Consider the following 25,917-nt stretch of genomic DNA (forward strand, 5'->3'; position numbering starts at 1 on the left):
CCGTGCAAATTAACGCTTACCGTAACCCACCATAAAACGAATGATCAGGCCGCAGGCAGGTGAAAGAAAAAGAAACAATCCTGTGACCATTTCATCACCCGCAGTCAACCACATCGTGGTGTAGTATATCAGCACTGCCAGAACGACCATGCCAAGAAGCGCGCTAATGGCTGATATCCAACCTAAAACCTGCGCGATATACCCGCTGACACCCAGCATACTCGCGAGCAGAAAGGCTAAAAAAAAGATCATCGCTGTACCTCCTTTTTGCGTGAACTCCAAACCTAAATCCTTACTCTCCTTATACTTTTCATCATAAACTAAAGCGCCACCACCAGCAAATTTCACAACTTTTTTATAACAAGTCTAATTATACGAATATTCCGCATTGTGCTTTTCTAACCTTATTAAAAACAAATAATTAAAAAACACGCCATTATCCTTTATACGCCATGCAAATATTTACGCTTCTTGATTAATTATTTGTGGCTGACATTAATCCCCTGATGGTACATTATACGTCCAGCATTCATGCCCCTCGTGGTTTTATCCTGACGCAGTTTTACACTCTTAGCAGGAACCATTGTCGTACATGATGGCCTAAGACATTGAGTGTACCGCGTTGGAGAATTCATCTTCTGCGATACAAAAATGGGTATCTATAGAAGGTGTTTATGTTCCCAACATGCAAATTTTCCCGCGCGTTTCTGCATCCGCGTTACTGGCTCACCTGGTTTGGCCTCGGTGTGCTTTGGTTATTGGTGCAACTGCCCTACCCTGTTCTGTGCTTTCTCGGCACCCGGACGGGCACACTGGCGCGCCCCTTACTGAAACGTCGCGAGTCTATTGCCCGCAAAAATCTTGAGCTCTGCTTCCCGTCTTATTCTCCGGAACAGAGAGAAAAGATGATTGAAGAGAATTTCCGTTCTCTCGGGATGGCGCTGCTGGAAACCGGTATGGCCTGGTTCTGGCCTGACCGTCGCGTGCGTAAATGGTTTGATGTTGAGGGACTGGAAAACCTACAGCGCGCGCAGGCGCAAAACCGCGGCGTGATGGTCGTTGGCGTTCACTTTATGTCACTGGAACTGGGTGGCCGGGTAATGGGGCTTTGCCAGCCGATGATGGCAACCTATCGTCCACACAACAATCCGCTGATGGAATGGGTACAGACCCGCGGACGGATGCGTTCGAATAAAGCGATGATCGGCAGAAACAATCTGCGCGGTATCGTCGGTGCCCTGAAAAAAGGGGAAGCCGTCTGGTTTGCCCCCGACCAGGATTACGGCCCGAAAGGCAGTTCTTTCGCGCCGTTCTTCGCCGTTAAAAACGTAGCGACCACTAATGGTACCTATGTGTTGTCGCGCCTGTCAGGTTCCGCGATGCTCACCGTAACGATGGTCAGAAAAGCCGGTAATTGCGGCTACCGTCTGTATATCTCACCAGAGATGCAAGGCTACCCGGCGGATGAAAATCAGGCTGCTGCCTATATGAACAAGATTATCGAGAAAGAGATCATGCGCGCACCCGAACAGTATCTCTGGATCCATCGCCGCTTTAAAACCCGTCCAATGGGTGAAACCTCACTCTACATTTAAAAAAGGCCGCAAGGCCTTTTTTATTGCCTGTTACCCGCTAATAACCTTGATTATGTTATGGTTTTTATCCTCGTTTTTCGGGTCGTCACTCGCGTCGCTCAAAAGTGATTTATTACCCTCTGCAATTATACTGTCGCCGAATCACGACAGTTGTAAGTTACTAAAAGTAAATAAAAAAATCCCTCTTGTCTCGCCTCATTTTTAGGCGTACATTAGCGCCGTCTGGAGCAATCAACGCACAGAATTCTGAGGTGGTGCCGTAAACGAAATGAGGAATATTCTGGGTTTCGTTTTTACCGGTATCAGCTCTCTATAATCAGATGAGATGAAATTCATTCAGGCGTATCAGTTATTGCGCGGAGAGATGAAAGTGAAATATTTCTTTATGGGCATTTCTTTTATGGTCATCGTTTGGGCCGGTACGTTTGCTCTGATGATCTAAAGACAACAATGCAGCAAAAAAACAGGAGCCGATGGCTCCTGTTTGCGTTTGGAAGGACTGGGTTTTACTCAAGTGTCTCAGAGGGTGATTTCGTCCCGGCTGGCAGCAAGCCATCGGCGCGGAACATTGATTTAATCCCTCTGATCGCCTGACGAATGCGATCGCGGTTCTCAATCAGCGCGAAGCGGACATGGGTATCGCCGTAATCACCAAAACCAATGCCTGGCGATACACATACTTTGGCGTCGTTCAGTAGTTTCTTCGCGAAGTCCAGCGACCCCATGCCGGCATACTGTTCCGGGATCTTCGCCCATACGTACATCGAAGCCTTCGGCATTTCGACCATCCATCCGGCCTCATGCAGGCCTTTCACCAGCACGTCACGGCGACGCTTATACTGCTCGGCGATATCCCGTACGCACTGCTGATCGCCTTCCAGCGCCGCAATCGCCGCAACCTGCAACGGGGTAAACGTCCCGTAATCGTGATAGCTCTTAATCCGCGCCAGCGCGTTGACCAGCGTTTTGTTACCGACCATAAAGCCAATACGCCAGCCGGCCATGTTGTAGCTTTTCGACAGGGTGAAAAACTCCACCGCCACGTCGCGAGCGCCAGGCACCTGCATGATGGACGGCGCTTTCCAGCCGTCGTAAACGATGTCGGCATAAGCCAGATCGTGCACCACCAGCACATCGTAACGCTTCGCCAGCGCGACCACTTTCTCAAAAAATTCTAACTCAACGCACTGTGCCGTCGGGTTAGACGGGAAGCCGAGGATCATCATCTTCGGCTTTGGATAACTTTCGCGAATCGCACGTTCCAGCTCGTTGAAGAAATCGATACCTTCCACCAGCGGAACAGAACGGACCTGCGCGCCGGCGATCACCGCACCGTAAATATGAATGGGATAACTGGGGTTCGGCACCAGCACCGTATCACCGTGATCGAGCGTGGCCAGCATCAGATGCGCCAGCCCCTCTTTTGAGCCGATGGTGACAATCGCTTCGGATTCCGGGTCGATATCGACATCATAACGTTCCTGATACCACCGGGAGATGGCCCGACGCAGACGCGGAATACCGCGAGAAGTTGAATAACCGTGCGTATCCGGGCGCTGCGCCACGGTACACAGTTTTTCGACGATATGAGGCGGCGTCGCGCCGTCCGGGTTCCCCATGCTGAAGTCGATAATATCTTCGCCGCGCCGACGCGCAGCCATCTTCAGTTCAGCGGTGATGTTAAAAACGTAAGGGGGAAGACGATCAATACGCGTAAAGCGACGTTCAGGGCGAGAGTCAGCCATAATTTCCTCAGATTCACGTTAGCGCCCGGACCGTCCGAGCGACGCTGCCACGATGGTGGCACGTTTAGAAAATAGCCTGATTAAAATCCTTCTGTCGAGAGGGAAAGGAAAATATTTTTTCGTTCACCAAAAGAGGAATAACAATTTTAAAAGGGGAAATAACAGGTTTTCGACACCGCTCAATATTACCTTCCAATAACATTTTGTTGCCATGATGATAACTATGAAAGCGGGCATTTTATGAGATGTATTGTAAATACACCAACCAACCATCAATCCCCTTTTAAAATTATGGTTTTTCCTCATTAGCCGCAAGATCTCAGCAGGCTGGTCATCCCCTCTGAGGTTACCTATCATAGGGCTTTAATCCTTTGGCAAGAGTCCCCCCGTGCACGAAATATTTACCATGCTGCTGGCCGTGTTTGACCGCGCAGCGCTGATGCTATTTTGCCTGTTCTTTCTCATCCGCATCCGCCTGTTTCGCGAGCTGCTGCATAAATCTGCCCATACGCCAAAGGAATTGCTTGCTGTCACCGCGATTTTTTCGATGTTCGCGTTGTTCAGTACCTGGTCTGGTGTACCGGTAGAAGGATCGCTGGTGAACGTGCGGATCATTGCCGTAATGTCCGGCGGCATCCTGTTTGGTCCGTGGGTCGGCATTATTACGGGGGTGATCGCAGGAACGCACCGTTACCTGATCGACATTGGCGGCGTGACGGCAATCCCCTGCTTTATTACCAGCATTCTGGCGGGCTGCCTCGCGGGCTGGATTAACCGCAGGATCCCCAAAGCCCAACACTGGCGCGCCGGGATTTTAGGCGGCATGCTTTGCGAAACGCTGACGATGATCCTGGTGGTCCTCTGGGCGCCAACCACTGAACTGGGGCTGGATATTGTCTCGAAAATCGGTATTCCGATGATCCTCGGTAGCGTCTGTATCGGGTTTATCGTGCTGCTGGTTCAGAGCGTTGAGGGGGAAAAAGAAGCGAGCGCCGCGCGGCAAGCCAAGCTGGCGCTGGATATCGCCAATAAAACCCTGCCCCTGTTTCGCAAGGTCAACAGCGAATCGCTGCGCCAGATCTGCGACATCATTCGTCACGATATCCACGCCGATGCGGTCGCCATTACCAATACCCAGCATGTGCTGGCCTACGTCGGCGTCGGGGAAGCAAATTACCGCAACCACGATGACTTCGTCAGTCCGACCACTCAGCAGGCGATCAATCACGGTGAAATCATTATTAAAAACAATGATGAAGCGCACCGCACGCCGGAGATCCACTCCATGCTGGTCATTCCATTATGGGAAAAAGGCGTGGTGACCGGTACGCTAAAAATTTACTATTGTCACGCCCATCAAATCACCTCATCATTGCAGGAGATGGCGGTGGGTCTGTCGCAAATTATCTCAACCCAGCTCGAAGTCTCCCGTACCGAGCAATTGCGGGAAATGGCAAATAAGGCAGAGCTACGTGCGCTGCAAAGCAAAATTAATCCTCATTTCCTGTTTAACGCCCTGAACGCGATTTCGTCATCGATTCGACTTAATCCGGACACTGCCCGTCAGCTCATTTTTAATTTGTCGCGTTATCTACGCTATAACATTGAGTTAAAGGACGACGAGCAGATCGACATCAAAAAAGAGCTGTATCAAATCAAGGATTACATTGCCATTGAACAGGCCCGTTTTGGCGACAAGCTGACCGTGATTTATGATATTGATGAAGAGGTCAACTGCTCCATTCCCAGCCTGTTGATACAACCGTTAGTGGAGAACGCCATTGTCCACGGCATTCAGCCCTGCAAAGGGAAAGGCGTGGTAACGATTAGCGTCGCCGAGTGCGGCAACCGGGTGCGCATTGCGGTAAGGGACACCGGCCACGGTATCGATCCGAAAGTGATCGAGCGCGTGGAGTCCAACGAAATGCCGGGCAATAAAATTGGCCTGCTTAATGTCCATCATCGCGTTAAGCTGTTATTTGGTGAAGGCCTGCATATACGCCGCCTGGAACCAGGCACCGAAATTGCCTTTTATGTCCCCAACCAGCGTTCGGCAACGGCTACGCCCGCCACGTTATTGCTTTAAGCCGGAGTAACACTGTGAAAGTCATCATCGTTGAAGATGAATTCCTCGCCCAACAGGAACTCAGTTGGCTGATTAAAGAACATAGCCAGATGGAGATTGTCGGGACGTTTGACGACGGTCTGGATGTGCTGAAGTTTTTGCAGCATCAGCGCGTTGACGCCATTTTTCTCGATATCAATATTCCGTCTCTGGACGGCGTTCTGCTGGCGCAAAATATCAGCCAGTTCGCCCATAAGCCGTTTATTGTGTTTATTACCGCGTGGAAAGAACATGCGGTTGAAGCGTTCGAACTGGAAGCGTTTGACTATATTCTCAAGCCGTATCAGGAATCGCGAATTGTCGGAATGCTGCAAAAACTGGAGGCGGCCTGGCAGCAGCAACAGTCTGGCGCTGCTGGGGTTGGGCCCGTGGCGCGTGAAAATGACACCATCAATCTAATTAAAGATGAGCGGATCATCGTTACCCCGATCAACGATATCTATTATGCCGAAGCGCATGAGAAAATGACGTTTGTTTATACGCGGCGGGAATCGTACGTGATGCCCATCAACATCACCGAGTTCTGCAACAAACTGCCGCCTTCGCATTTTTTCCGCTGTCACCGCTCGTTCTGCGTCAACCTGAACAAGATTCGCGAGATCGAGCCGTGGTTCAACAATACCTATATTCTGCGGCTCAAGGATCTGGAATTTGAAATTCCCGTAAGCCGCAGTAAGGTGAAAGAATTCCGCCAGTTAATGCATCTGTAGTCGGCTGAACTGTGCTGCTGCGCGGCAGCACAAAAAATCAAACTTTGAGCATTTTAACCGTGGACTCGATATCAATCTCATCTTCCGAGAAGATTAATGTCGTGCCCTGGAAAGTGGTGATCGCCAGTTTTTTTACCGTGCGCATTTCACCCGGTGTCGCCGTAGTTTTCGGTCGGATGTTGCTCATCAGTAGCCCGACAGAGAGCACTGCATTTTCTTTATCAATCGGCGTGTCGGCCGGGATCTCTTCACTGAATACCACGAAGGACTTAATCGAGGTGAGCTTAAGACGCTCGCCCGCGATATAGATATATTTGCTGTCCGGCACGACCTTCACCGCATACGCAGAAAGACCTTTGTTGTTGGTGGTGGGCTCAAAGGTTACCGCCGCATCTTTCTTGAGAAGCTCAGGGTTGGCAACCTTAATCACATGAAAATAGCGATTATCGCCGTTCTCATCTTTGATAAATCCAAAACCTTTATCTTTAAACCACGTTGTGATTGTTCCGTTCATCGCCATTACCGTCTGGTTAATCCACTCAATTTTTTGCAGCGCGCAGTGTAAAGCACATTGCCTGCGCAGGCCACGTCTTTGGCTTAAGTCTGGATGATAAATTTTAGCGACATGAGAGAAAGTAAAGCCGCCGTCATTCGCCGGTCGGCTGAAAATGGGTTATCATCCGCACCCACTTTCCCGTCGGGCAGCCTGATGTCTACGATTATTGATACCTTTATTGCCCCACCGTGCAACGACGAGATAGAGACGCTCTATCAGGACGATCACCTGCTGTTGATCAATAAACCCAGCGGGCTGCTCAGTCTTTCAGGGAAAAATCCACAAAATCTCGATTCGGTACACTATCGGCTGGTTCAGCAATATCCTGGCTGCACGCTGGTCCACCGTCTGGATTTCGGCACGTCCGGACTGATGGTCGTGGCGCGTAATAAGGCCGTCAATGCCGCCCTCTGCCACCAGTTCAGCCAGCGCACCGTCAGTAAAGTCTACAGCGCATTGCTCTGCGGCCATCTGAACGCTGACGAAGGAGTGATTGATGCGCCGATAGCCAACGATCCGGCACGGTTCCCGCTGATGTCAATTAGCCCGGTCAATGGCAAACCCGCGCGGTCACGTTATCAGGTCGTCGCACGTATTAACCAACCGCAGGACGACGGAACTATACTGCCGTTGACGCGGGTCCAGCTCACGCCGGAGACCGGACGTACGCATCAGCTACGTATTCACTGCCAGCTGTTGGGGCACCCTATTCTGGGTTGCGACCTGTATGGCGGTCGCCTGCTGCCCGGTACAGAACAAACCGCACGGCTGATGCTACACGCCAGCGAATTACGCTTTACTCACCCCATTAGCGGGGAGCGCATCAACGTGCATCACGCCGCGCCGTTCTGAATACGACTTACCACATCAGATCATCAGGCACTTTAAAATCAGCATACGGATCGTCTTCATCCTGCTCTTCCTGACTCAACGCGCTGTGCAATACGATGCTGGTTGCGTCACGCTGCGCAATTTTATCGGCGACGCTGGCCGGGATAATCGCGTATTCGCTCTCGGCGCTGTTATCGGTAAACAAACGCGCAATCGCCAGACGTCCGTTAATCAACTGCGTCTGGGTCAGTTTATCGACGTAGATTTTCTTGATGAGATTGTTATCGGTGAAGTTAAAGCCAATGTCGCCTTTTGCGACAGTGATACGATTCATTTCAATCAGTTGCTTTACCTGGGCTTTAAATTCTTTCGCCAGCGTCGCCTGCTTTTGCTGCTCACTGAGCAGCTTGTCACGCTCAAGCTGTGCCTTTTTATTCTCTTCAACTGCCTCTCTTGCCTCACGAGCCTGCACGCGTGATTTTTTAGCCGTTCTCTGGACTTTCGCCATTTTTTTGCTGGTTACTAAACCCGCTTTTAGCATCTGCTCTTGTAAGGTAAGTTTCGTCATCTTTACTTATAAACCTGTGGAATGATGTCTGAGATTATACCTGCAATTTTTGCGACGATACCAGTTGGTGGACGTGGTTTACGGGTCTCGTTATGCTCGGACAGGGTTACGGATGCCGCCTGGTCATAAACTGTGAACCCGTGCGACGCAGAGAGCAGAGACCAAAAAACCGCGTGGGACACGCGGTTTTCCTGTGGAACGAGACTTACAGAATCTGGCCTAACGTCTGGCGCAAATGCGCGCCGGAACCGAGCAGACCGGGGTTATCGTGAACAATCAGATACACCGGAATATCCTGAACGTAGGCCTTAAAGCGACCTTTATCTTCAAAACCGCCACGGAACCCCGAGGCTTTGAAGAACTCCAGGAAGCGCGGCACGATACCACCGGCAATGTAGACGCCGCCAAAGGTGCCCAGCGTTAACGCCAGATCGCCGCCAAAGCGCCCCATAATCACACAGAACAGCGACAGCGCGCGGCGACAGTCCGTGCAGCTGTCGGCCAGCGCACGTTCGGTAATATCCTTTGGCTGCAGATTTTCTGGCAGACGTCCGTCAGATTTGACGATTGCACGATACAAATTTACCAGACCCGGACCAGAAAGCACGCGTTCTGCAGAGACGTGACCAATCTCAGCGCGCAGGACCTCCAGGATGATCGCCTCTTCTTCGCTGTTCGGCGCGAAGTCGACATGACCACCCTCGCCCGGCAGACTAACCCAGCGTTTATCAACATGAACCAGATGCGATACCCCCAGACCGGTGCCCGCGCCATACACTGCGATAGGTTTACCTTCAACCGGTTCCGCGCCGCCAAACTGGATCAAATGCTCTTTTTTCAGCATCGGGATCGCCATCGACACCGCAGTGAAATCATTAATGATTTCCAGATGACTGAAACCGAGATTTTTTTTCATCTCCGCAATAGAAAACGCCCAGGTATGGTTGGTCATAGCCACCCAGTCACCCGTAATCGGACAGGCGATCGCGATACAGCCAGCGTCCACTTTCACCTTGTGCTCATCGAGGTAAACACGCACGACAGCTTCCAGACTGGGATAGTCCAGACCGGAATAGGTTTTAGCCTGCGAGATGTCACCACTGTCGATATCACACAGAGCAAGACGAGCGTTGGTGCCGCCGACATCACCTACTAAAGCATACTTTGTCATTCTTCTACTGCTCCGCTAAAGTCAAAATAAGTCTTTGCCACACTGTAAATATACGGGGGCATAACAACAATCTCAGAAAAGCGAGTCCCCTGAAAATATCGATCCAGGTCACACAATAACTTTATCGTTTCAGCACCATTTGCAGCGATGCCATCTGGCTGACGCGGCAAACTGAACGTAAGACACGGTATTAAGGAAAAAAACATGCTCCATCCGCGAGCCAGAACCATGTTGTTATTGTCGATCCCCGCGCTGATTCTGGGGGTTGCATCCAGTTTAGTCCTGATTGTGGTCATGAAGTTTGCTTCCATCTTACAGAGCATACTCTGGCAACGTCTGCCGGGAAGTGTGGGGATTGCCGCCGATTCCCCGCTCTGGATCATGCTCACCCTGACGTTAACCGGGGTTCTGGTGGGGCTGGTGATTCGTTACAGCACCGGGCACGCTGGCCCTGATCCGGCCACCGAACCGCTGATCGGTGCGCCAATTTCTCCTGTTGCATTGCCAGGCCTAATCATCGCACTGGTGCTGGGTCTGGCGGGTGGCGTCAGCCTTGGTCCCGAACATCCGATTATGGCCGTTAACATCGCGCTAGCCGTTGCGCTGGGACGTCGGTTTTTCCCACGGATTGGCGCCCTCGACTGGACCATTCTGGCCTCGGCCGGCACCATCGGCGCCCTGTTTGGCACGCCGGTCGCCGCCGCGCTGATTTTCTCGCAAACCCTGAGTGGCTCTAACGATACCCCTTTGTGGGATCGCCTCTTTGCGCCGTTAATGGCGGCGGCGGCAGGTTCATTGACCACCAGCCTGTTTTTTCACCCGCATTTCTCGCTCCCGATCGCCCATTACACCCAGATGCGCATCGTGGACATTTTCTCTGGAGCCGTGGTGGCGGCGATTGCTATTGCCGCGGGGATGGTGGCGGTCTGGTGCTTACCCCGGCTGCACGCTTTACTGCATCGCCTGAAGAATCCGGTGCTGATCCTCGGCGTTGGAGGTTTCCTGTTAGGGTTACTCGGCGTGATGGGTGGACCACTGACGCTGTTTAAAGGTCTGGATGAAATGCAGCAAATGGCGTTCAGTCAGACGCTCGGCACCACAGATTTTTTTATGCTCGCGGTGATAAAACTCGCTGCGCTGGTCATTGCTGCGGCCAGTGGTTTTCGCGGCGGGCGGATCTTCCCGGCCGTGTTTATCGGCGTGGCATTAGGTTTGATGCTACACGCCCACGTTGAAGCCGTTCCGGCCGCGATTACCGTTTCCTGCGCTATTCTTGGCCTGGTGCTGGTCGTCACCCGTGACGGCTGGCTTAGCCTGTTTATGGCTGCTGTGGTGGTACCGGATACCACCCTGCTGCCGCTGCTGTGTATTGTGATGCTTCCGGCCTGGCTGTTGCTGGCGGGCAAACCCATGATGGTCGCCAACCGGGAGGACAAATAGTCATCCGCTGTTACGCGACTCCAGCGCCTGGGTGACCTTACGTAATAACACGGGTAAATCGGCTTTTGGCAGCACGACCTCTATCAGCGAGAGCCGTTGTGGACGTGCCAGCCGGGCCAGAACTTCCTCGAGCTGGATGGCCTGAGTCACCCGCCAGCATTCAGCCTGATCCGCAAGGCTGAATGCCCGAGGGATCTGCGTCCAGTTCCAGGAAGCAATATCGTTGTACCGTTGTTTCTCCCCGTGGATAGCTCGCTCGACGGTGTAGCCGTCGTTGTTGAGTACCAGAATTACCGGCGTTTGCCCGTCGCGCAACATGGAGCCGATTTCCTGGATGGTCAGTTGCGCCGCGCCGTCGCCGGTTATCAGGATAACCCGACGCTCAGGCGCCGCCGTTTGCGCGCCAAACGCGGCGGGCAGCGAATAGCCTATCGATCCCCAGAGCGGTTGGACAATCAGTTCCGCCCCCGTAGGCAACAACAGGGACGCGGCCCCAAATGCCGCCGTTCCCTGATCGGCCAGGATCAGATCGCCGGGTGCCAGCGCCTGCTGCACGGTATGCCAGAAGTTCTCCTGGGTCAGTGGACCTCGTTCGATGTGCAGCTGTACGGTCGCAGGTTTAACGGGCGGCGGCGCAATGGAGAGTTCCAGGCATAGCTCACGTAACGTGGTAACCGCCTGCTCCATAGACAGTCCACTGAACCAGATGCCTCCCACCCGCGATGCCTGCGGCTGCACCTCAATTGTGCGTTCCAGCGCCAGTTGCTGGGTGAAGCCAGCCGTTAGCGTATCGACGAATCGGGTACCCACACAAATCGTCGTATCCGCCTCTTCTATCGCCTGACGGACGTCGTCACTGCTGGCCCCCGCGCTATAGGTGCCGACAAATCCCGGCTGTTGTTCATCGAAAAGTCCTTTTCCCATCAACAGCGTGGCGTGGGCGATAGGCGTCTCGGCCATCCAGCGTTGCAGGACCGGTTGTAGACCAAAACGGTGGGCGAGAAAATCGGCCAGCAGCGCCACGCGGGGACTGTTGATCAGCTTTTGTCGGGCATGATAGCGAAATGCCGTCACCACGCTCCCCTGCGATTCCGGTGCAGAGAGGATCAGTTCCGCTGAAGGAGGCAACGCGGGACGTTTCGCCACGTCAGCAGGCAGCATCAGGTAACCCGGGCGATGGGCGGTCAACATCGTACTCAGTACACGGTCAATCTCATGACAGGCGTTTTGCGCATCCAACACTGCGCTGGCCGCACAAAGGGACTGGCTCATCCGGTAGAAGTGTTGGAAATCGCCGTCGCCCAGCGTGTGGTGCATCAGTTCTCCCCGACGCTGCGCGCCGCTACATGGGGCGCCAACAATATGCAGAACGGGGACATATTCCGCATAGCTGCCCGCCAGGCCATTCATCGCACTCAGCTCCCCGACCCCAAAGGTAGTCAGCAGCGCTCCGGATCCGGCGACCCTGGCATAACCGTCCGCCGCATAGGCAGCGTTAAGCTCGTTGGCACACCCAACCCAGCGCACGTGCGGATGGTCGATCACATGGTCAAGAAACTGCAAATTGTAATCACCCGGCACGCCAAACAGATGCCCGATGCCGCACCCGGCAATTCTGTCGAGCAGGTAATCCGCAACGGTGTAAGGGGTTTGCATGACAGCTTTCCTTCTGACGGTAACCTCATGTTGAGTATTGAAGAAGCGTCGGGGCTGTCCAGAAAGAGGCGGCGATGAGGGTGGAAAGCAGGATTTACAGTTTCCGGAGTGAAAATGTCATTGAAAAATCACCAGTGTAAACGTATACACTGGGGAGCTGAATTCACTGCGAGGGAAGACAATGGTTTACCAGCCTGATGAAAATCGCTATCAGAGAATGGCATTTCGCCGTTGCGGTCAGAGCGGCCTGAAGCTACCCGCCATTTCGCTTGGCCTGTGGCATAACTTCGGCGATACCACCCTGGTGGAAAACAGCCGGGCACTGCTTCAGCGCGCATTTGATCTGGGGATTACCCACTTCGACCTCGCCAATAACTACGGTCCCCCGCCGGGTTCAGCGGAACGCAACTTTGGCCGCATCCTGCAGGAAGATTTTTTACCGTGGCGCGATGAGCTCATTATCTCCACCAAAGCGGGATATACCATGTGGGACGGCCCTTACGGCGACTGGGGATCCCGCAAGTATCTGATTGCCAGTCTTGATCAAAGCCTGAAGCGAATGGGGCTGGAGTACGTAGATATTTTCTACCACCACCGTCCCGATCCTGAAACGCCCCTGCGGGAGACAATGCAAGCGCTCGATCACCTCGTACGCCAGGGGAAAGCGCTGTATGTCGGGATTTCCAATTACCCGGCCGATCGCGCTCGTGAAGCTATCGATATCCTCAATGATTTGGGCACGCCATGTCTGATCCATCAGCCTAAATATTCGATGTTTGAACGCTGGGTGGAGGAGGAACTGCTGACGATGTTGCAGGAAAAAGGGGTGGGCAGCATTGCCTTTTCCCCGCTGGCGGGTGGACAGCTCACCGATCGCTATCTGAACGGGATCCCGGCTGATTCCAGAGCGGCAAGCGGAAGCCGTTTTCTGAATGCTGATCAACTTACCGCCGGAAAGCTGGAAACCGTTCGCCAGCTCAATGCACTGGCTGAAAAGCGCGGACAAAAATTATCGCAGATGGCGCTTGCATGGGTACTGCGCGACGATAACATCACCTCGGTCCTGATTGGTGCCAGTAAAACCTCGCAGATTGAGGATGCGGTCGGCATGCTGGCCAATCGTCATTTCACTGACCAGGAATGCGTCGATATCGACAACATTCTGAACAGTAAGCGTGAGCAGCGTTTTTAGCAATTCGTGCTCTCATTCATGATTTAAGAGTTAAGGCGATGAAATGGGGCTTTACGGCCCCGTAATATTACGTTAACAGGCCGACTACGGCTTCGATCGTGAAGGAGATAAAGAATGTTCAGGTCACTGATTCTGGCGGCAGCCCTACTGGCTTTTACACCGCTTGCCGCAAACGCGGGCGAAATCACCCTGTTGCCATCGATAAAATTACAAATTGGCGATCGCGATAATTACGGTAACTACTGGGACGGCGGACACTGGCGTGACCGTGACTACTGGCATCGCAATTATGAATGGCGTAAAAATCGCTGGTGGCGACATGACAATGGCTATCACCGTGGCTGGGATAAGCGTAATGCTTACGAGCGCGGATACCGGGAAGGCTGGCGCGATCGCGACGACCATCGCGGGCGCGGGAAAAAAGGCCACGGTCACCATCATTAAAAAAAAGAGCCTTCGGGCTCTTTTTTATGGTCAAATCCTGCGCTTTTTATCCTGCACCATTTGCCCTTGAGCAAAAATATCCTGAACGTATCTTATCCTCATGAGAATTCACGTCAGGATTAACTTATGAATGCTAATTTTAAGAATGAAATTCAGACATTCGGTCGATCGCTGTTATTGCCGATTGCCGTACTGGCGCCCGTGGGGATGGTCATGGGAATTAGCTCTGCGTTAGGCCAGAGCTATATGATAGAAAAACTCCCGTTTCTCGGGAACGATATATTTAAAGCCATTCTTTCTTCACTGGGATTAATCAGTAGCGTCGTATTCAACAATATCCCGTTATTATTCGCGATGGGTGTGGCGTACGGCATGTCCAAAAAAGAGAAAGGGATTGCGGTTTTTGCCTCCGTGGTGGCCTATCTGACGCTACTTATCGCCATGCATGTTCACCTCAAACTGGCGGGTACACTGGCAAAAGATGAGCTGGCGCTCGTTGGGCAAGGAATGGTACTCGGTATTCAGACGCTGAAAATCGAAGCGCTTGGCGGCATTATTGCCGGGCTACTGGCGGCCAAAGTCACCGACCGGTTTTACCGATTGCAACTTCCTCTCGCCTTTGCTTTTTTCAGCGGTAAGAAATCCGTAGCGATTCTGGCTATCGCCTTTTCGATTCCCGTGGGGTTAATTATCCCTTTTATCTGGGATCTGTTTACTGCCGGTATGCGCGCCATTTCAACCATTATGATGGCTCCTAATATCGGTGCCGGGATTTACATGACGCTCAACCGTCTGTTAATTCCATTTGGTTTACACCATGTCCTGAGTTCTACCGTCCGCTTTACCGCAGCTGGGGGTACCTATCTCATTGACGGACAAACGTACGTCGGCATTTTGCCTGCGATTAATAAGATCCTGTTTGAGCTTGGCCCTTCCCATCCTGCCTGGAAGGAATATATGCCGACGCTCACCAGTTATCTGGCGTCGTCGCAAATGCTCACCACGCTGTTCCGCGTGCCAGCGATTGGGCTGGCGATGTATCACATGGCCTATTTTAAGAATAAGAAATTTGCCAAAGGGATGATTCTGACCGTGGTGCTCACCGCCATGCTGGGGAATATCACCGAACCGCTGGAGTTTTCCTTCCTGTTTATTGCTCCACAGCTCTTTATTGTTTACGCCATACTTTGCGGCTTGCTGACTATTCCACTGCAAATGCTGGACGTGTCCATCGGCTATATTCGCGGCACGATCTTCGACTTCGGTATTTTTGGTCTGATGTATGAACAGACGCACTGGGTAAATTTACTGCTTCTTGGCGCCATTAACTTTGTCGTTTTCTACGTCGTTTTCCGCTTCGCGATCGCTCGCTTTGATATAAAAACGCCGGGACGCGAAAGTGAAACGTCAGACAGTACCTTGCTGAATAATAAAGAGTACGACAAGGTCGCTGAACTGGTTATTCAGGGACTAGGCGGATCCGATAATATTAAACATGTTGAAAACTGCGTGTCGCGTTTGCGTGTCGATGTAAAGGATCAGAAAAAAATGGACATGACCGTGCTGAAAGAATCGGGATCGCTGGGTACCTTTATCCCCTCCAGCAACCATGTCCACGTGGTCTTTGGCCCACACGTCGAATTTGTCCGCAATGCGGTAGATGACCGCCTTGTCGGCGCGAAATAAGCTTAAGGAGACAGGAATGCGCGCATTGTATGATTCAAAAAGTAAAACCATCGACGATCGGGGAATGAAAACGCTGCTCGCTCAACCTGCGCGGGTCCAGTCCTGGCTGGATGTCGAAGCTGCTCTGGCGCTGTCACAGGCTGAATACGGGATGATTCCCACCCGTGCGGCAGAAAATATTGCCGCCAACTGTCGCGTCGATAAAATCGACCTGACAGAAATGGAACGCCTGCTCCGCGAGATAGGCCACGGCTTTGTCCCGGTGATTAAAGTACTGGTCAAAGCCTGCGACAGCGAAAGCGGGAAGTATGTGCACTATGGCGTCACCACCCAGAATATCCAGCAAACCGCACAGCTTTACCTGGCAAAGCAGTTCGATGACATCATGCAGGGTTTTGTGAATGATATTCTGCGCAACCTGGCGAAAATGGCATCCGATCATCAGGCCACCCTGATGCCAGGTCGCACCCACGGTAAGCATGCCTTACCGGTGACCTGGGGCTATAAAGCTGCCGTATGGATTGACGAACTGTTGAGTGCCCAACAGCGCATGCAGGAAGCAGAAAAACGCGTTTTCACGGTGATGATGGGGGGGGCTGTGGGGGCGTTTCACGCCACTGGCGAAACTGGACGTCGGGTGCAGGATCGCGTCGCACAACGGTTGGGAATGCACTCCATGGCGATCCCTTCGCGTAACTCCCGCGTTTATCGCACGGAATACATCAGCAATTTGTGCCTGCTCGCCACCACGCTGCATAAAATCGCCGAAGAGGTGTATCAGACTTCCAGCGAAGAGTTCGCTGAAGTCTCTGAAGCGTTTACCAAAGGAACGGTTGGCAGCAGCACTATGCCGCAAAAAGTGAACCCCAAACTGGCTAAAGGGATTATCGCCAACGCGCAAAAATTGTATTCCGTGCTCACTTCCTGCCTGTATGTCAGCCCTCGCCCATTTGAAGCAGACAGTTCAGCCTACTTTATCTTCGACGGAAATATTCAGGAAAGCATGGAGTTGATGGCGGAGATCGTGATGCGCGCGGAAGAGTTGACCCGTACGCTGGTGATTAATCCTGAACGTATGCGCCAGAACGTCCACTTAACCCATGGCTTGATCAATAGCGAAAAAATCATGATGCAACTGGTGGAGCGGTTAGGCAAAGACGCGGCGCACGAGCGCGTGTACCAGTTGGCGATGCGCAGCACCCACGAGGGATTGCCCTATGCCGACGTGCTGCGCGCCGACCCCCTGATTCGCCAGCATTTTAGCGATACAGAAATCGACGCCCTGCTCGATCCCGCCCACTACCTCGGTTTGTGTGCGGAGATCGCCGCCGAAACGGCAGCACGCGTATGGGAGAAAGAGGATGTCTGACCCCCTGCTCTCTCTGGCAAGCGACCGAATCATCACACCCGACGGGATACAACGCGGTTATCTGCATATCAAACAGGGACAGATTGTTGGCCTGGATAATTCTCCTCGCGGCCAGGTGGTTGATTACCAACATGCGATGCTGATGCCGGGTTTTGTCGATATCCACGTCCACGGTTGGGGAAGAGGTTCGTTTGCCTGGAAGGGGGAGCGTCACTCTTTACAGGCGATGAGCCGGGATCTGGTCAATGCCGGGGTCACCGCGTGGCTTGCTACGTCCGCCACCCAGCCGGACGCGTTCTTACTGGAGAGTCTGACCACGGCCGCCGACTGGATTGCGCACGCGAAAGCGGAAGACGGGGCTGAAGCCGTCGGCATTCACATGGAAGGACCGTTTATCAATGCCAAATACAGCGGGATGCAGCGCAAGGAGTCTATTCAGCTCCCCAGCATTGAGGGCTTTGAACGCTATCAGCAGGCTGCACGGGGGCATATTCGCTTAATGACGCTGGCGCCAGAGTTGCCGGATGCGCTGCCGCTGATCCGTCATTTGCACCAGGCTGGCGTCACGGTATCCGCAGGGCATACCGATGCGACGTTTGACGAAACCACCCGGGCGATTGAAGCAGGGCTATGCCACTTTACCCACGCCTTCAGCGCCATGCGCGGATTACATCATCGTGAGCCAGGCGTTGTCGGCGCGCTGATGTACCACCAGGACACCTTCGCCGAAGTGGCAAAACAAAGCGGCATCACTCTGCGCCCGGAAGTGTTCGATATTCTCTATCGTCTGAAAAAAGATCGTCGTCTGGTCATGGTCAGCGACTGTCTGGGATATGTGGATTTCCCGGAAGGGTTTGAATTTCACCATTACCTGCGTCAGGAGACGTTTCGTATTCGCCATCATCTTCTGGAAATTACCGATCGCCACGGCAATATCCGCACGGTCTCGCCTGATGACTGGGCGGACGTCTGCACACTGGAGATGAGCTTTCTGGATTCAGTGAAAAATGTGGTTGATCGTCTGGAGGATAGTTGGGTTTCCGTAGCGCAGATTGCCTGCCTGAATCCGGCGATTCTCGCCGGTGTTGAACAGCGTAAGGGCAGCCTGACGCCCGGAAAAGATGCCGATATTCTGGTCCTTGATGAGGCGTTAGATCTTGAAGCCGTCTGGTGTCGCGGCGTCTTACAACCACTGGCTAAATAAACACATCACCATAATGGCGTTCGAGGAAATCCCTGAGCGCCTCGGGACTCATACCCTGTACCTGCTGAACAAACTGCTCAGCAGGTATTTTTTTGCGCGCGGAGGCAAGTCCCCGCTCACGAAGCAACTGGAAGTCATCCTGCGTTAGCCAGAAGTTAACTTTGACGTAATCCAGTCCGGCATACCGCAAATGGCTTGAGATCTTATTGGTAAAGGTGATCAGCAGATCAAACTCACGTGACTGGAGCTGTTCAATCTCATTGATATTAATACATACCGGGATATCGATATGAAAACGTGAGGACAGGACCTCTTTGAAATACCCGACCTTACTTTCCGAAGAGTTCGTCACAATAATGACCCGCTTTTTCGGCTCACTCACTACCCGGTTTTTAAGCTCATATTTTTTCGTGATCAACACCAGTGTCGCCAGATGAATGGCGGAAAACGTCGTTTGCCAGCCTTTTTCAATCTCGCTCACCGCAGACTGAACGTCGTCCCAGAGTTCAGGGTAACGATTCTGGACGTTATGCAGTTTTTTATCATCAAACCAGAGATGAAATTTATTCTGGATGATGGCGGCATAGATAAAGTGATAAACCTCGGCAAACCAGGCATGCTGATTGTGAATGGTGTTGTTCAGGCTAGCGGCTAAACGTTCACAGGTCCGTTTCACATGCGCCACCAGGCTGGCGTCATATAAGGTGAAAGGGCGATACGTAAACGTCAGCGAAGCAATCAGGAGATCCAGACAGCGGTTTTCCTGCGGATTGGTCATGGCCTCAAAAGGGAACGTCGTCAAAAACGGCGTCGTCGTACTCTCTTTGATTACATGTCCCCGGCGGATGCGATGTAACGCGAGGCTCAAATACACCAGCAAGTATTTCCGACCATTGTAACCCAGCGTGTTAATCGGCCGGATAACGTCTTCATAGCAACGTGCAGCCTGGGTAATCTCCGAAGCACATTCACTCAGAAACTGATCGGCAATCGAACGACTGACGGGCTCATTCGCCTGATGGGCTATCAACTGGTGGTGTTCACCAATCTCAACGGTTTTGAGTATTAATATGCACACCGCCAGGCGCAACGAGAACTCATCGCCGACAAGCCGCGACCCGGTACGTGGGATGCTTTGTACCGTCAGGGCGTGTTCTTGCGCCAGACGCAACATCACGGGATTATCATTTTTGACCGTCCCCGCGCTGACATAAAACTTTTTGTAGTACTCGTTTTTATTCACCACATCATGCAAACAGAGCGCCACGAGGAGATCCCTCACACGCTCTTCCGACGTAGTGATATAGCGATTAAAACGTATACGCGCTAAAAATTGCCGGTATTCGCTATAGCCAATCCGGGTCGTAATAAACTGATTATCCTGATGGAGCTGGACGTCTTCCGGCAAGAGTTCATTGAGCTCTTTCATGGTGCGTTTTAGCGTGGAGAGAGTCTTACCGAAACGCTGAACCGCCTCGTCAATCGACAGCGGGCTGTTATCCTGTAAATACTTCAGGAAAGAGAGATCAAAGTGATTCATGAACGCTCGCCAGTGGATAATGCAAGATGCAGGATAACGGAAATCCAGGACTAAAACCGTGACCTGTTGCGTGTCACGGCGGGTTAGATCACAACCCCAGCACCGTGCCGACCAGCAACCACAGGTTCAACGCCACCACCAGCACCACAATCATCCAGCCAGTCTGTTTAACCCAGCGGGTATTCACCAGATCGCCCATCAGTTTGCTGTCGCTGGTAAATATCAGCAGCGGCACCAGCGCCAGTGCAATACCAAAGCTTAACAGCACCTGGCTCATCACCAGAATCCGCGTCGGATCAAGGCCAATCAGAATCACGATAAAGGACGGCATCATGGTGATGGTACGCCGCACCCATAAGGGGATATGAAAGCGGACAAACCCCTGCATCACGACCTGCCCCGCCAGCGTACCAACCACCGTTGACGACAACCCCGCCGCCACCAGGCTCAGTCCGAAGACCGTTGCCGCCGCGTGACTTAATAACGGCTCCAGCGTCAGATAAGCCTGATCCAGATCGGCAACACCGGTGTGACCACTGAAGTGAAACGCGGCGGCGGCAGTCGCCATCATCGCCAGATTGACGAACCCCGCAATGGTCATGGCGATAGCTACATCCCATTTTGTCGCCGCATAGCGCTGCTGACGCGTGCCGCCATGCAGGTGCTGTGTTAACGAAGAGTGCAGGTAGATTACATGTGGCATGATGGTAGCGCCCAGCACCCCGGCGGCCAGAAATACCGCTTCAGAGTTGGGCAAGTCAGGGATTATCATGCCTTTACTCAACTGTGCAAAGTTGGGTTGGGAAAAGATCAGTTCAACGATATAAGCCATGGCGACAAACAGCAGCAGGCCGCCGATCACTTTTTCCAGCGGTTTTTGTCCACGCCGCTGGAGCATCAGGATCAGAAAGGTGGCGATCCCGGTCAGCACCGCCCCCTGCAATAACGAAACGCCGAAGATCAGTTTGAATCCTATCGCCGCCCCGATGAATTCCGCGAGATCGGTCGCCATCGCGATAATCTCCGCCTGCACCCAATAGAACCAGACTACCGGCCGCGGATAGTGATCGCGAATTTGTTCAGCCAGATTTTTACCCGTCGCAATACCCAGTTTCGCAGACAAGACCTGAATCAGCATCGCCATCAGGTTTGCCCAGACCACCACCCACAGCAGTTTATAACCAAAGCTGGCACCGGCCTGAATGTTGGTCGCAAAATTGCCCGGGTCGATATAGCCGATAGCCGCGACAAACGCAGGTCCCATTAATGTGAGCCTTAACTTGCGCGCTGCTCTTCCACTGCTACTCTCAACGCGATCGTTTGTCATCTTCTGCCTCGGAAACATAGCCTTTGCTATGTTTTATAGTATGCCTGATGAGAATGGTTATCAAGTGCATGTAAAAAAGGTAACCTTGATTTCTCTAATAGGCGGGAACGATAAAAGTGTGGGTACAGGAATGCGCGTGGCATGTTTAATAATTGTTATTATATTAGCACAATAACTTAACTATTTACTTTCGCATTAGACATAACAGAAGTGTATGCCGGATCACTATTTTTGAATCTCGTCACAGGTCCTGATTATAGTGTGTGTTAGATCTCGTTTTCTTTGTACACGTTGCATAGAATGTGCACGAAAACTTAACCTGCCTCATATTTGGAGCAAATATGGACCGCGTCCTTCATTTTGTCCTGGCACTTGCCGTTGTTGCGATCCTCGCATTGCTGGTAAGCAGTGACCGTAAAAAAATTCGCATTCGTTATGTCGTTCAACTGCTTGTTATCGAAGTGTTACTGGCGTGGTTCTTCCTGAACTCTGACGTCGGCCTCGGCTTCGTGAGAGGCTTCTCCGAAATGTTTGAAAAACTGCTCGGATTCGCCAATGAAGGGACGAACTTCGTCTTTGGCAGCATGAACGATAAAGGGTTGGCCTTCTTCTTCCTGAAAGTTCTCTGCCCTATCGTCTTCATTTCAGCGTTGATCGGTATTCTGCAACATATTCGCGTGTTGCCGATTATCATCCGTGCCATTGGTTTCCTGTTATCCAAAGTCAACGGCATGGGCAAACTGGAATCCTTCAACGCCGTCAGCTCGCTGATCCTCGGTCAGTCTGAGAACTTTATCGCGTATAAAGATATTCTCGGCAAAATGTCCCGCAACCGTATGTACACCATGGCCGCGACAGCAATGTCCACCGTTTCCATGTCTATCGTCGGTGCATACATGACCATGCTGGAACCTAAATACGTGGTTGCGGCGCTGGTTCTGAACATGTTCAGCACCTTTATCGTGCTGTCGCTAATCAACCCGTACCGCGTTGATGCCAGCGAAGAAAACATCCAGATGTCCAACCTGCACGAAGGCCAGAGCTTCTTCGAAATGCTGGGTGAATACATTCTGGCGGGCTTTAAAGTTGCGATTATCGTTGCCGCCATGCTGATCGGCTTTATCGCCCTGATCGCCGCGCTGAACGCCCTGTTCGCCACCGTCACCGGTTGGTTCGGCTACAGCATCTCCTTCCAGGGCATCCTGGGCTACATTTTCTACCCGATTGCCTGGGTGATGGGTGTGCCGTCCAGCGAAGCGTTGCAGGTAGGCAGTATCATGGCGACCAAACTGGTTTCCAACGAATTCGTTGCAATGATGGATCTGCAGAAAATCGCCGCCACGCTCTCTCCGCGCGCGGAAGGTATCCTTTCTGTATTCCTGGTCTCCTTCGCCAACTTCTCTTCTATCGGTATCATCGCAGGCGCGATTAAAGGCCTGAACGAAGAGCAAGGTAATGTCGTATCCCGTTTCGGTCTGAAACTGGTTTACGGCTCTACGCTGGTGAGCGTCTTGTCTGCCTCTATCGCCGCACTGGTTCTGTAAGACAGCACTGACACACAAAACGGGGAGCGCATCCCCGTTTTTTTATACCTGTGATTCCCCTAACGGCCTCGGTCGTCCAATCAGATATCCTTGCAGGTAGTTCACGCCCAGGCTTAACAGCAGCTCCCGCTGCGCAGGGGTTTCCACGTATTCCGCCACCACGCTTAACGACTTCGCCTTTGCCAGATCGGTTATCGACTTCACAATCATCGCGTCCAGTGAATCTGTCAGAATATCTTTTACAAACACGCCGTCGATTTTGATGATGTCAGCCTGCAAACGCTTCAGGCGCTCGTAATTGGCATACCCGGTACCAAAATCGTCAATCGCAATCCGGAAGCCGAATTTATGCAACTGTTCAAGGTTCTGCATGCTGGTTTCCGAATTGGAAAATGCCTGCTCTTCGGTGATCTCAATGATCACCGTTTCCGGGGCGATACCATAGCGGGTGAACAGGCGAATAATGCGCGGCGCCGTCTCTTTTTGCAGCAGGGTCAGCGGCATGAGATTCACCGAGAAAAGCGGTCCCGCCTCGCCAGAAGGATGCGCAGATAGCCAGTTCAGCAAGGCTTCCACCACCTGCAAATCAAAACGGGCGCTGAGGTTAAATTGCGCGATCAGCGGGATGAACTGATCCGGCGTCATGATACCTTCATCGCTTTTCAGCCGCGCAAGAATCTCGTCGTACCCTTTGCCGTGAGCGTCGCGGATAGGCTGCGCATAAAGCAGGAGATCGCCGTTATCGAGCGCTTTACGAATTTTATTGAGCAGCAGCACCCGTTCGGTCGTCTGGCCCGTCGCGACTTCCTGGCTATGCGTCAGCGCCAGTACCCGGTGATTGGCGCAGGATTGTTCCGCCAGCCAGCTTAACTGACCCAACAGCGGTTGCAGCGTCTCCTGCTTCCCATCCCATTGCCCCCAGGATGCGCCGTAGCCCATGTCCAGCCCGGTGTTGTTCCAGTAAATTTTACGACTGTTCAACAGGTCGAGCATATGTTGCAGACGGGCGTCCATTTCCGGCCCGTTAAGCACCAGTAATAATTCACTCCCCGGCAACTGAAAGATTTTTTCATTCTCAAGCATCAACGGTTGCAGCATACGGTGCACCGTGCGTTTGCTGTGCACGCGCATTAACATGCCGTAGTGACGGCTCAGAAACTCCAGATTCTCCAGCCGCAGACAGCAGACGCTCTGCCCTGACTCTTTTTTCAGGAACTGCTCCAGCGCACGCAGATTCGGTAAACGAGTTAAGGGGTCGGTAAGCGCTTGCATATGCCAGCGGCGATTAAGCCATTCACTACGCTGAAAGATGCGCATCATATACATCAGGCAAATACTGAACGAAACAAGAACCGACAGGATAAACGCCAGCGAATACTCCGACCCCACGCCTTGTAAGAAATTGCGGTTATAGGTCAACAAGAACAGCGTGCTAATCGCCCAGCTTAGATTAATAAACGGATAGGTGAGTTTACCCACGCCGGTGGTAAAAATAATGAAGAAGACCGGCACCAGATACCCTGCAATGTATCCGCTCTCCAGGGGAGAACACATAATGACAAGAAGGGCCGAAATACAGGCCAGCCAACTGACGGTAAATAAGCGCTTTTCTTTATCGAAACACGGGGCAATGTCTCTGCGCCAGAACGTTCGGGCATACCGTGGATTCACAATCATCCGTAGCGGATAATAAAACAGCAAGGTGAAGATCAGCGCCGCCGAGATCAGACTCAGAATATCGACAATCGTGAAGATGGCTGCCGCAGCACCAAAGAATGTCGACACCGCGACCGGGAAGTCGAGATAATGCCCGGCGAGATACATGCTGATCTTCATCCCGACAGGAGCCACAAAGCCAAACCAAATCACCCTGCGCCAGATATTGCGATCGGGCAAGCCGTAACGCCAGCGCGGTCCAATATGCCAGCGAACAAGCGCGCTCGTTCCTAGTACGGCAAACATCTGACAAAAGAGCAACACGATACCTTGCGCAAACGGCAGATGAAGATTCCAGTGATTGGTCAGGTATAACGCCAGCACAATGGGCAGAACAGCGCGTCGACCAAACAGCAGCAGCATCGACAGCAGAACGCACAGCGGTAGCCACGAAAGATAGATATCGCTGGAGTCCACTATGGTCCGCGGGGAAATCAAACGTGAAAACTGGATGGCTGCGATGGAGAGCACGATCGCAAGAGCGAATATTCTTATATTATTTATCAGGTTATGCTTGGGTGGCATGAATTAACTGCTCTCACGGAACGAACTATTTGTCACATAAATGATAAGTTTATTCGCACCGCGAAGCAAACCTATACCCGCCAGATAAATCCACCGAATTTGTGAGCACAGATTCTGGCTTAATAGAAACTGTATTACAAAAATGAAAGGCGCGCAGAGATAAAAAAACCCCCGCTTTGCAGCGAGGGTTCTGAATTTGGTGGAGCTAAGCGGGATCGAACCGCTGACCTCTTGCATGCCATGCAAGCGCTCTCCCAGCTGAGCTATAGCCCCACGATGCGTTTACGTACCAAAATTGTTGGGTTCAATTTTTGGTGGAGCTAAGCGGGATCGAACCGCTGACCTCTTGCATGCCATGCAAGCGCTCTCCCAGCTGAGCTATAGCCCCATTACGTAAAGCTTGTCGAGTTGACGGGCGGCATCATATGAATTCCCTTCGCATGTGTCAACGGCAAATTGAAAGCGCCGATTCTAATCGCTGAAAAAGCAGACAAATGAAGAACAATGCGCAACAACTCGCATTCAGTAGTTAAACACGTCACGGTTTCCACTAAAATGGTGCTATAAAATGAACCACTAATTAACCACACGACTATTCAGGGAATCGTTATGTTCAAGGAACGGATGACGCCAGAAGAACTCGCGAATCTGACGGGTTACAGCCGACAGACTATTAATAAATGGGTGCGAAAAGAAGGTTGGGCGACATCACCAAAACCAGGCGTTCAGGGCGGTAAAGCGCGACTGGTGCATGTTAACGAACAGGTTCGTGAATATATCCGCAGCGCAGAACGCTCAGCGGAAGGATTGTCTGACACCTTTTCACCCCCTGGCGATGCCTCGTTGGAAGCACTCCTGATCAAGCTGGTGAAAGAGATGACGTCTGCCGAACAAAAACACTTTACCTCTTTGCTACTGCGGGAAGGGATTACCGGTTTATTACAACGCTTAGGGATCCGCGACAGCAAATAAT

23 protein-coding genes and 2 tRNA genes are annotated in these 25,917 nt (G+C 52.2%); 13 read left to right on the plus strand and 12 right to left on the minus strand.

Features of this window, described 5'->3' with window-relative positions; all coding sequences use genetic code 11:
- Nucleotides 1-9: 9 nt before the first annotated feature.
- Nucleotides 10-252, minus strand: a complete 243-nt coding sequence (locus ACQ0PY_RS16550; RefSeq protein ID WP_042999944.1) for a DUF2545 family protein — start codon at nt 250-252, stop codon at nt 10-12.
- Nucleotides 253-674: 422 nt separating this feature from the next.
- Between ACQ0PY_RS16550 and lpxP the strand changes: the two genes are divergently transcribed.
- Both lpxP and ypdK read left to right on the plus strand, forming a co-directional pair.
- The gene (gene lpxP / locus ACQ0PY_RS16555) at nt 675-1,595 is read left to right on the plus strand and encodes a kdo(2)-lipid IV(A) palmitoleoyltransferase (protein WP_044258423.1); all 921 of its coding nucleotides are present in this window, start codon (nt 675-677) and stop codon (nt 1,593-1,595) included.
- 370 nt (nt 1,596-1,965) lie between these two features.
- Nucleotides 1,966-2,037: a membrane protein YpdK gene (gene ypdK / locus ACQ0PY_RS16560; RefSeq protein ID WP_010723117.1), complete on the plus strand. Its 72-nt coding sequence runs from the start codon at nt 1,966-1,968 to the stop codon at nt 2,035-2,037.
- 64 nt (nt 2,038-2,101) lie between these two features.
- Here the strand turns inward: ypdK and alaC are convergent, their stop codons facing one another.
- Entirely contained in the window at nt 2,102-3,340 is a 1,239-nt protein-coding gene (alaC, locus tag ACQ0PY_RS16565) for an alanine transaminase (protein WP_042999942.1), read from the minus strand.
- A 388-nt stretch (nt 3,341-3,728) separates the two neighbouring features.
- On the opposite strand from alaC, the gene ACQ0PY_RS16570 reads away from it, so the two are divergent.
- Nucleotides 3,729-5,426 carry a sensor histidine kinase gene (locus ACQ0PY_RS16570; protein WP_090049569.1) on the plus strand — a complete coding sequence of 566 codons (1,698 nt, stop codon included), beginning with the start codon at nt 3,729-3,731 and terminating at the stop codon, nt 5,424-5,426.
- Between the two features lie 14 nt (nt 5,427-5,440).
- A complete protein-coding gene (locus ACQ0PY_RS16575) occupies nt 5,441-6,175 on the plus strand; it encodes a LytR/AlgR family response regulator transcription factor (RefSeq protein WP_042999940.1) in 735 nt (244 codons plus the stop codon).
- A 37-nt stretch (nt 6,176-6,212) separates the two neighbouring features.
- Here ACQ0PY_RS16575 and ACQ0PY_RS16580 read toward each other — a convergent pair whose 3' ends face one another.
- Complete coding sequence (locus ACQ0PY_RS16580; RefSeq protein ID WP_042999939.1) at nt 6,213-6,695, minus strand: cold-shock protein; 483 nt, start codon at nt 6,693-6,695, stop codon at nt 6,213-6,215.
- A 189-nt stretch (nt 6,696-6,884) separates the two neighbouring features.
- Here ACQ0PY_RS16580 and ACQ0PY_RS16585 point away from each other — a divergent pair, with 189 nt between their 5' ends.
- On the plus strand, nt 6,885-7,583 hold the full coding sequence (locus ACQ0PY_RS16585) for an RluA family pseudouridine synthase (protein WP_044258416.1): 699 nt from the start codon (nt 6,885-6,887) through the stop codon (nt 7,581-7,583).
- Nucleotides 7,584-7,590: 7 nt separating this feature from the next.
- Here the strand turns inward: ACQ0PY_RS16585 and ACQ0PY_RS16590 are convergent, their stop codons facing one another.
- Complete coding sequence (locus tag ACQ0PY_RS16590) at nt 7,591-8,130, minus strand: DUF2058 domain-containing protein (RefSeq protein WP_099434033.1); 540 nt, start codon at nt 8,128-8,130, stop codon at nt 7,591-7,593.
- 205 nt (nt 8,131-8,335) lie between these two features.
- A complete protein-coding gene (glk, locus tag ACQ0PY_RS16595) occupies nt 8,336-9,301 on the minus strand; it encodes a glucokinase (protein WP_042999936.1) in 966 nt (321 codons plus the stop codon).
- Nucleotides 9,302-9,505: 204 nt separating this feature from the next.
- On the opposite strand from glk, the gene ACQ0PY_RS16600 reads away from it, so the two are divergent.
- Entirely contained in the window at nt 9,506-10,741 is a 1,236-nt protein-coding gene (locus tag ACQ0PY_RS16600) for an ion channel protein (protein WP_044258412.1), read from the plus strand.
- Here ACQ0PY_RS16600 and ACQ0PY_RS16605 read toward each other — a convergent pair whose 3' ends face one another.
- The gene (locus tag ACQ0PY_RS16605; protein WP_044258410.1) at nt 10,742-12,397 is read right to left on the minus strand and encodes an alpha-keto acid decarboxylase family protein; all 1,656 of its coding nucleotides are present in this window, start codon (nt 12,395-12,397) and stop codon (nt 10,742-10,744) included.
- A gap of 181 nt (nt 12,398-12,578) precedes the next feature.
- On the opposite strand from ACQ0PY_RS16605, the gene mgrA reads away from it, so the two are divergent.
- The 5 genes from mgrA (at nt 12,579) to nagA (ending at nt 18,292) form a co-directional block, all read left to right on the plus strand.
- Nucleotides 12,579-13,589, plus strand: a complete 1,011-nt coding sequence (gene mgrA / locus ACQ0PY_RS16610; protein ID WP_109740451.1) for an L-glyceraldehyde 3-phosphate reductase — start codon at nt 12,579-12,581, stop codon at nt 13,587-13,589.
- Between the two features lie 114 nt (nt 13,590-13,703).
- A complete protein-coding gene (gene ypeC / locus ACQ0PY_RS16615) occupies nt 13,704-14,033 on the plus strand; it encodes a DUF2502 domain-containing protein YpeC (protein WP_042999931.1) in 330 nt (109 codons plus the stop codon).
- 126 nt (nt 14,034-14,159) lie between these two features.
- Nucleotides 14,160-15,719, plus strand: coding sequence for a PTS transporter subunit EIIC (locus ACQ0PY_RS16620; protein WP_044258408.1), 1,560 nt, complete (start codon nt 14,160-14,162; stop codon nt 15,717-15,719).
- Nucleotides 15,720-15,735: 16 nt separating this feature from the next.
- The gene (locus ACQ0PY_RS16625) at nt 15,736-17,088 is read left to right on the plus strand and encodes a class-II fumarase/aspartase family protein (protein WP_042999929.1); all 1,353 of its coding nucleotides are present in this window, start codon (nt 15,736-15,738) and stop codon (nt 17,086-17,088) included.
- On the plus strand, nt 17,081-18,292 hold the full coding sequence (gene nagA, locus ACQ0PY_RS16630) for an N-acetylglucosamine-6-phosphate deacetylase (RefSeq protein WP_109740452.1): 1,212 nt from the start codon (nt 17,081-17,083) through the stop codon (nt 18,290-18,292). Before ACQ0PY_RS16625 ends, nagA begins: the two co-directional genes overlap by 8 nt.
- Here the strand turns inward: nagA and ACQ0PY_RS16635 are convergent.
- The 3 genes from ACQ0PY_RS16635 to ACQ0PY_RS16645 form a co-directional block, all read right to left on the minus strand.
- Nucleotides 18,285-19,832 carry a BglG family transcription antiterminator gene (locus tag ACQ0PY_RS16635; RefSeq protein ID WP_044258402.1) on the minus strand — a complete coding sequence of 516 codons (1,548 nt, stop codon included), beginning with the start codon at nt 19,830-19,832 and terminating at the stop codon, nt 18,285-18,287. The genes nagA and ACQ0PY_RS16635 overlap by 8 nt on opposite strands.
- A gap of 88 nt (nt 19,833-19,920) precedes the next feature.
- Nucleotides 19,921-21,159, minus strand: coding sequence for an Nramp family divalent metal transporter (locus ACQ0PY_RS16640; RefSeq protein ID WP_099434037.1), 1,239 nt, complete (start codon nt 21,157-21,159; stop codon nt 19,921-19,923).
- A complete protein-coding gene (locus tag ACQ0PY_RS16645; RefSeq protein WP_418219731.1) occupies nt 21,140-21,229 on the minus strand; it encodes a hypothetical protein in 90 nt (29 codons plus the stop codon). Before ACQ0PY_RS16645 ends, ACQ0PY_RS16640 begins: the two co-directional genes overlap by 20 nt.
- A gap of 271 nt (nt 21,230-21,500) precedes the next feature.
- Here ACQ0PY_RS16645 and nupC point away from each other — a divergent pair, with 271 nt between their 5' ends.
- Nucleotides 21,501-22,703 (plus strand): nucleoside permease NupC, encoded by a 1,203-nt coding sequence (nupC, locus tag ACQ0PY_RS16650; RefSeq protein WP_042999925.1) that lies wholly within the window; start codon nt 21,501-21,503, stop codon nt 22,701-22,703.
- 42 nt (nt 22,704-22,745) lie between these two features.
- On the opposite strand, the gene ACQ0PY_RS16655 is transcribed toward nupC, so the two are convergent.
- The 3 genes from ACQ0PY_RS16655 to ACQ0PY_RS16665 all read right to left on the minus strand — a co-directional run bounded on the left by ACQ0PY_RS16655 (nt 22,746) and on the right by ACQ0PY_RS16665 (nt 25,332).
- Nucleotides 22,746-24,944, minus strand: a complete 2,199-nt coding sequence (locus ACQ0PY_RS16655) for an EAL domain-containing protein (protein WP_042999924.1) — start codon at nt 24,942-24,944, stop codon at nt 22,746-22,748.
- A gap of 197 nt (nt 24,945-25,141) precedes the next feature.
- Nucleotides 25,142-25,217, minus strand: a tRNA-Ala gene (locus tag ACQ0PY_RS16660).
- Nucleotides 25,218-25,256: 39 nt separating this feature from the next.
- Nucleotides 25,257-25,332, minus strand: a tRNA-Ala gene (locus ACQ0PY_RS16665).
- Nucleotides 25,333-25,553: 221 nt separating this feature from the next.
- Here ACQ0PY_RS16665 and ACQ0PY_RS16670 point away from each other — a divergent pair.
- On the plus strand, nt 25,554-25,916 hold the full coding sequence (locus tag ACQ0PY_RS16670) for a YfeC-like transcriptional regulator (protein ID WP_044267769.1): 363 nt from the start codon (nt 25,554-25,556) through the stop codon (nt 25,914-25,916).
- Nucleotide 25,917 lies beyond the last annotated feature (1 nt).

This window comes from Citrobacter sp. LST-B2, assembly GCF_057983045.1.

Excerpts from the sequence above, each read along its gene's own strand:
- ACQ0PY_RS16590 (WP_099434033.1), bottom strand. The coding sequence starts at position 8,130 with ATGACGAAACTTACCTTACAAGAGCAGATGCTAAAAGCGGGTTTAGTA.
- ACQ0PY_RS16600 (WP_044258412.1), top strand. The coding sequence starts at position 9,506 with ATGCTCCATCCGCGAGCCAGAACCATGTTGTTATTGTCGATCCCCGCG.
- ACQ0PY_RS16605 (WP_044258410.1), bottom strand. The coding sequence starts at position 12,397 with ATGCAAACCCCTTACACCGTTGCGGATTACCTGCTCGACAGAATTGCC.
- ACQ0PY_RS16550 (WP_042999944.1), bottom strand. The coding sequence starts at position 252 with ATGATCTTTTTTTTAGCCTTTCTGCTCGCGAGTATGCTGGGTGTCAGC.
- glk (WP_042999936.1), bottom strand. The coding sequence starts at position 9,301 with ATGACAAAGTATGCTTTAGTAGGTGATGTCGGCGGCACCAACGCTCGT.
- nagA (WP_109740452.1), top strand. The coding sequence starts at position 17,081 with ATGTCTGACCCCCTGCTCTCTCTGGCAAGCGACCGAATCATCACACCC.
- ACQ0PY_RS16670 (WP_044267769.1), top strand. The coding sequence starts at position 25,554 with ATGTTCAAGGAACGGATGACGCCAGAAGAACTCGCGAATCTGACGGGT.
- ACQ0PY_RS16635 (WP_044258402.1), bottom strand. The coding sequence starts at position 19,832 with ATGAATCACTTTGATCTCTCTTTCCTGAAGTATTTACAGGATAACAGC.
- ypeC (WP_042999931.1), top strand. The coding sequence starts at position 13,704 with ATGTTCAGGTCACTGATTCTGGCGGCAGCCCTACTGGCTTTTACACCG.
- ACQ0PY_RS16620 (WP_044258408.1), top strand. The coding sequence starts at position 14,160 with ATGAATGCTAATTTTAAGAATGAAATTCAGACATTCGGTCGATCGCTG.
- ACQ0PY_RS16645 (WP_418219731.1), bottom strand. The coding sequence starts at position 21,229 with ATGCACTTGATAACCATTCTCATCAGGCATACTATAAAACATAGCAAA.
- nupC (WP_042999925.1), top strand. The coding sequence starts at position 21,501 with ATGGACCGCGTCCTTCATTTTGTCCTGGCACTTGCCGTTGTTGCGATC.
- ACQ0PY_RS16640 (WP_099434037.1), bottom strand. The coding sequence starts at position 21,159 with ATGACAAACGATCGCGTTGAGAGTAGCAGTGGAAGAGCAGCGCGCAAG.
- mgrA (WP_109740451.1), top strand. The coding sequence starts at position 12,579 with ATGGTTTACCAGCCTGATGAAAATCGCTATCAGAGAATGGCATTTCGC.
- ACQ0PY_RS16655 (WP_042999924.1), bottom strand. The coding sequence starts at position 24,944 with ATGCCACCCAAGCATAACCTGATAAATAATATAAGAATATTCGCTCTT.
- ACQ0PY_RS16585 (WP_044258416.1), top strand. The coding sequence starts at position 6,885 with ATGTCTACGATTATTGATACCTTTATTGCCCCACCGTGCAACGACGAG.
- lpxP (WP_044258423.1), top strand. The coding sequence starts at position 675 with ATGTTCCCAACATGCAAATTTTCCCGCGCGTTTCTGCATCCGCGTTAC.
- alaC (WP_042999942.1), bottom strand. The coding sequence starts at position 3,340 with ATGGCTGACTCTCGCCCTGAACGTCGCTTTACGCGTATTGATCGTCTT.
- ACQ0PY_RS16580 (WP_042999939.1), bottom strand. The coding sequence starts at position 6,695 with ATGGCGATGAACGGAACAATCACAACGTGGTTTAAAGATAAAGGTTTT.
- ACQ0PY_RS16625 (WP_042999929.1), top strand. The coding sequence starts at position 15,736 with ATGCGCGCATTGTATGATTCAAAAAGTAAAACCATCGACGATCGGGGA.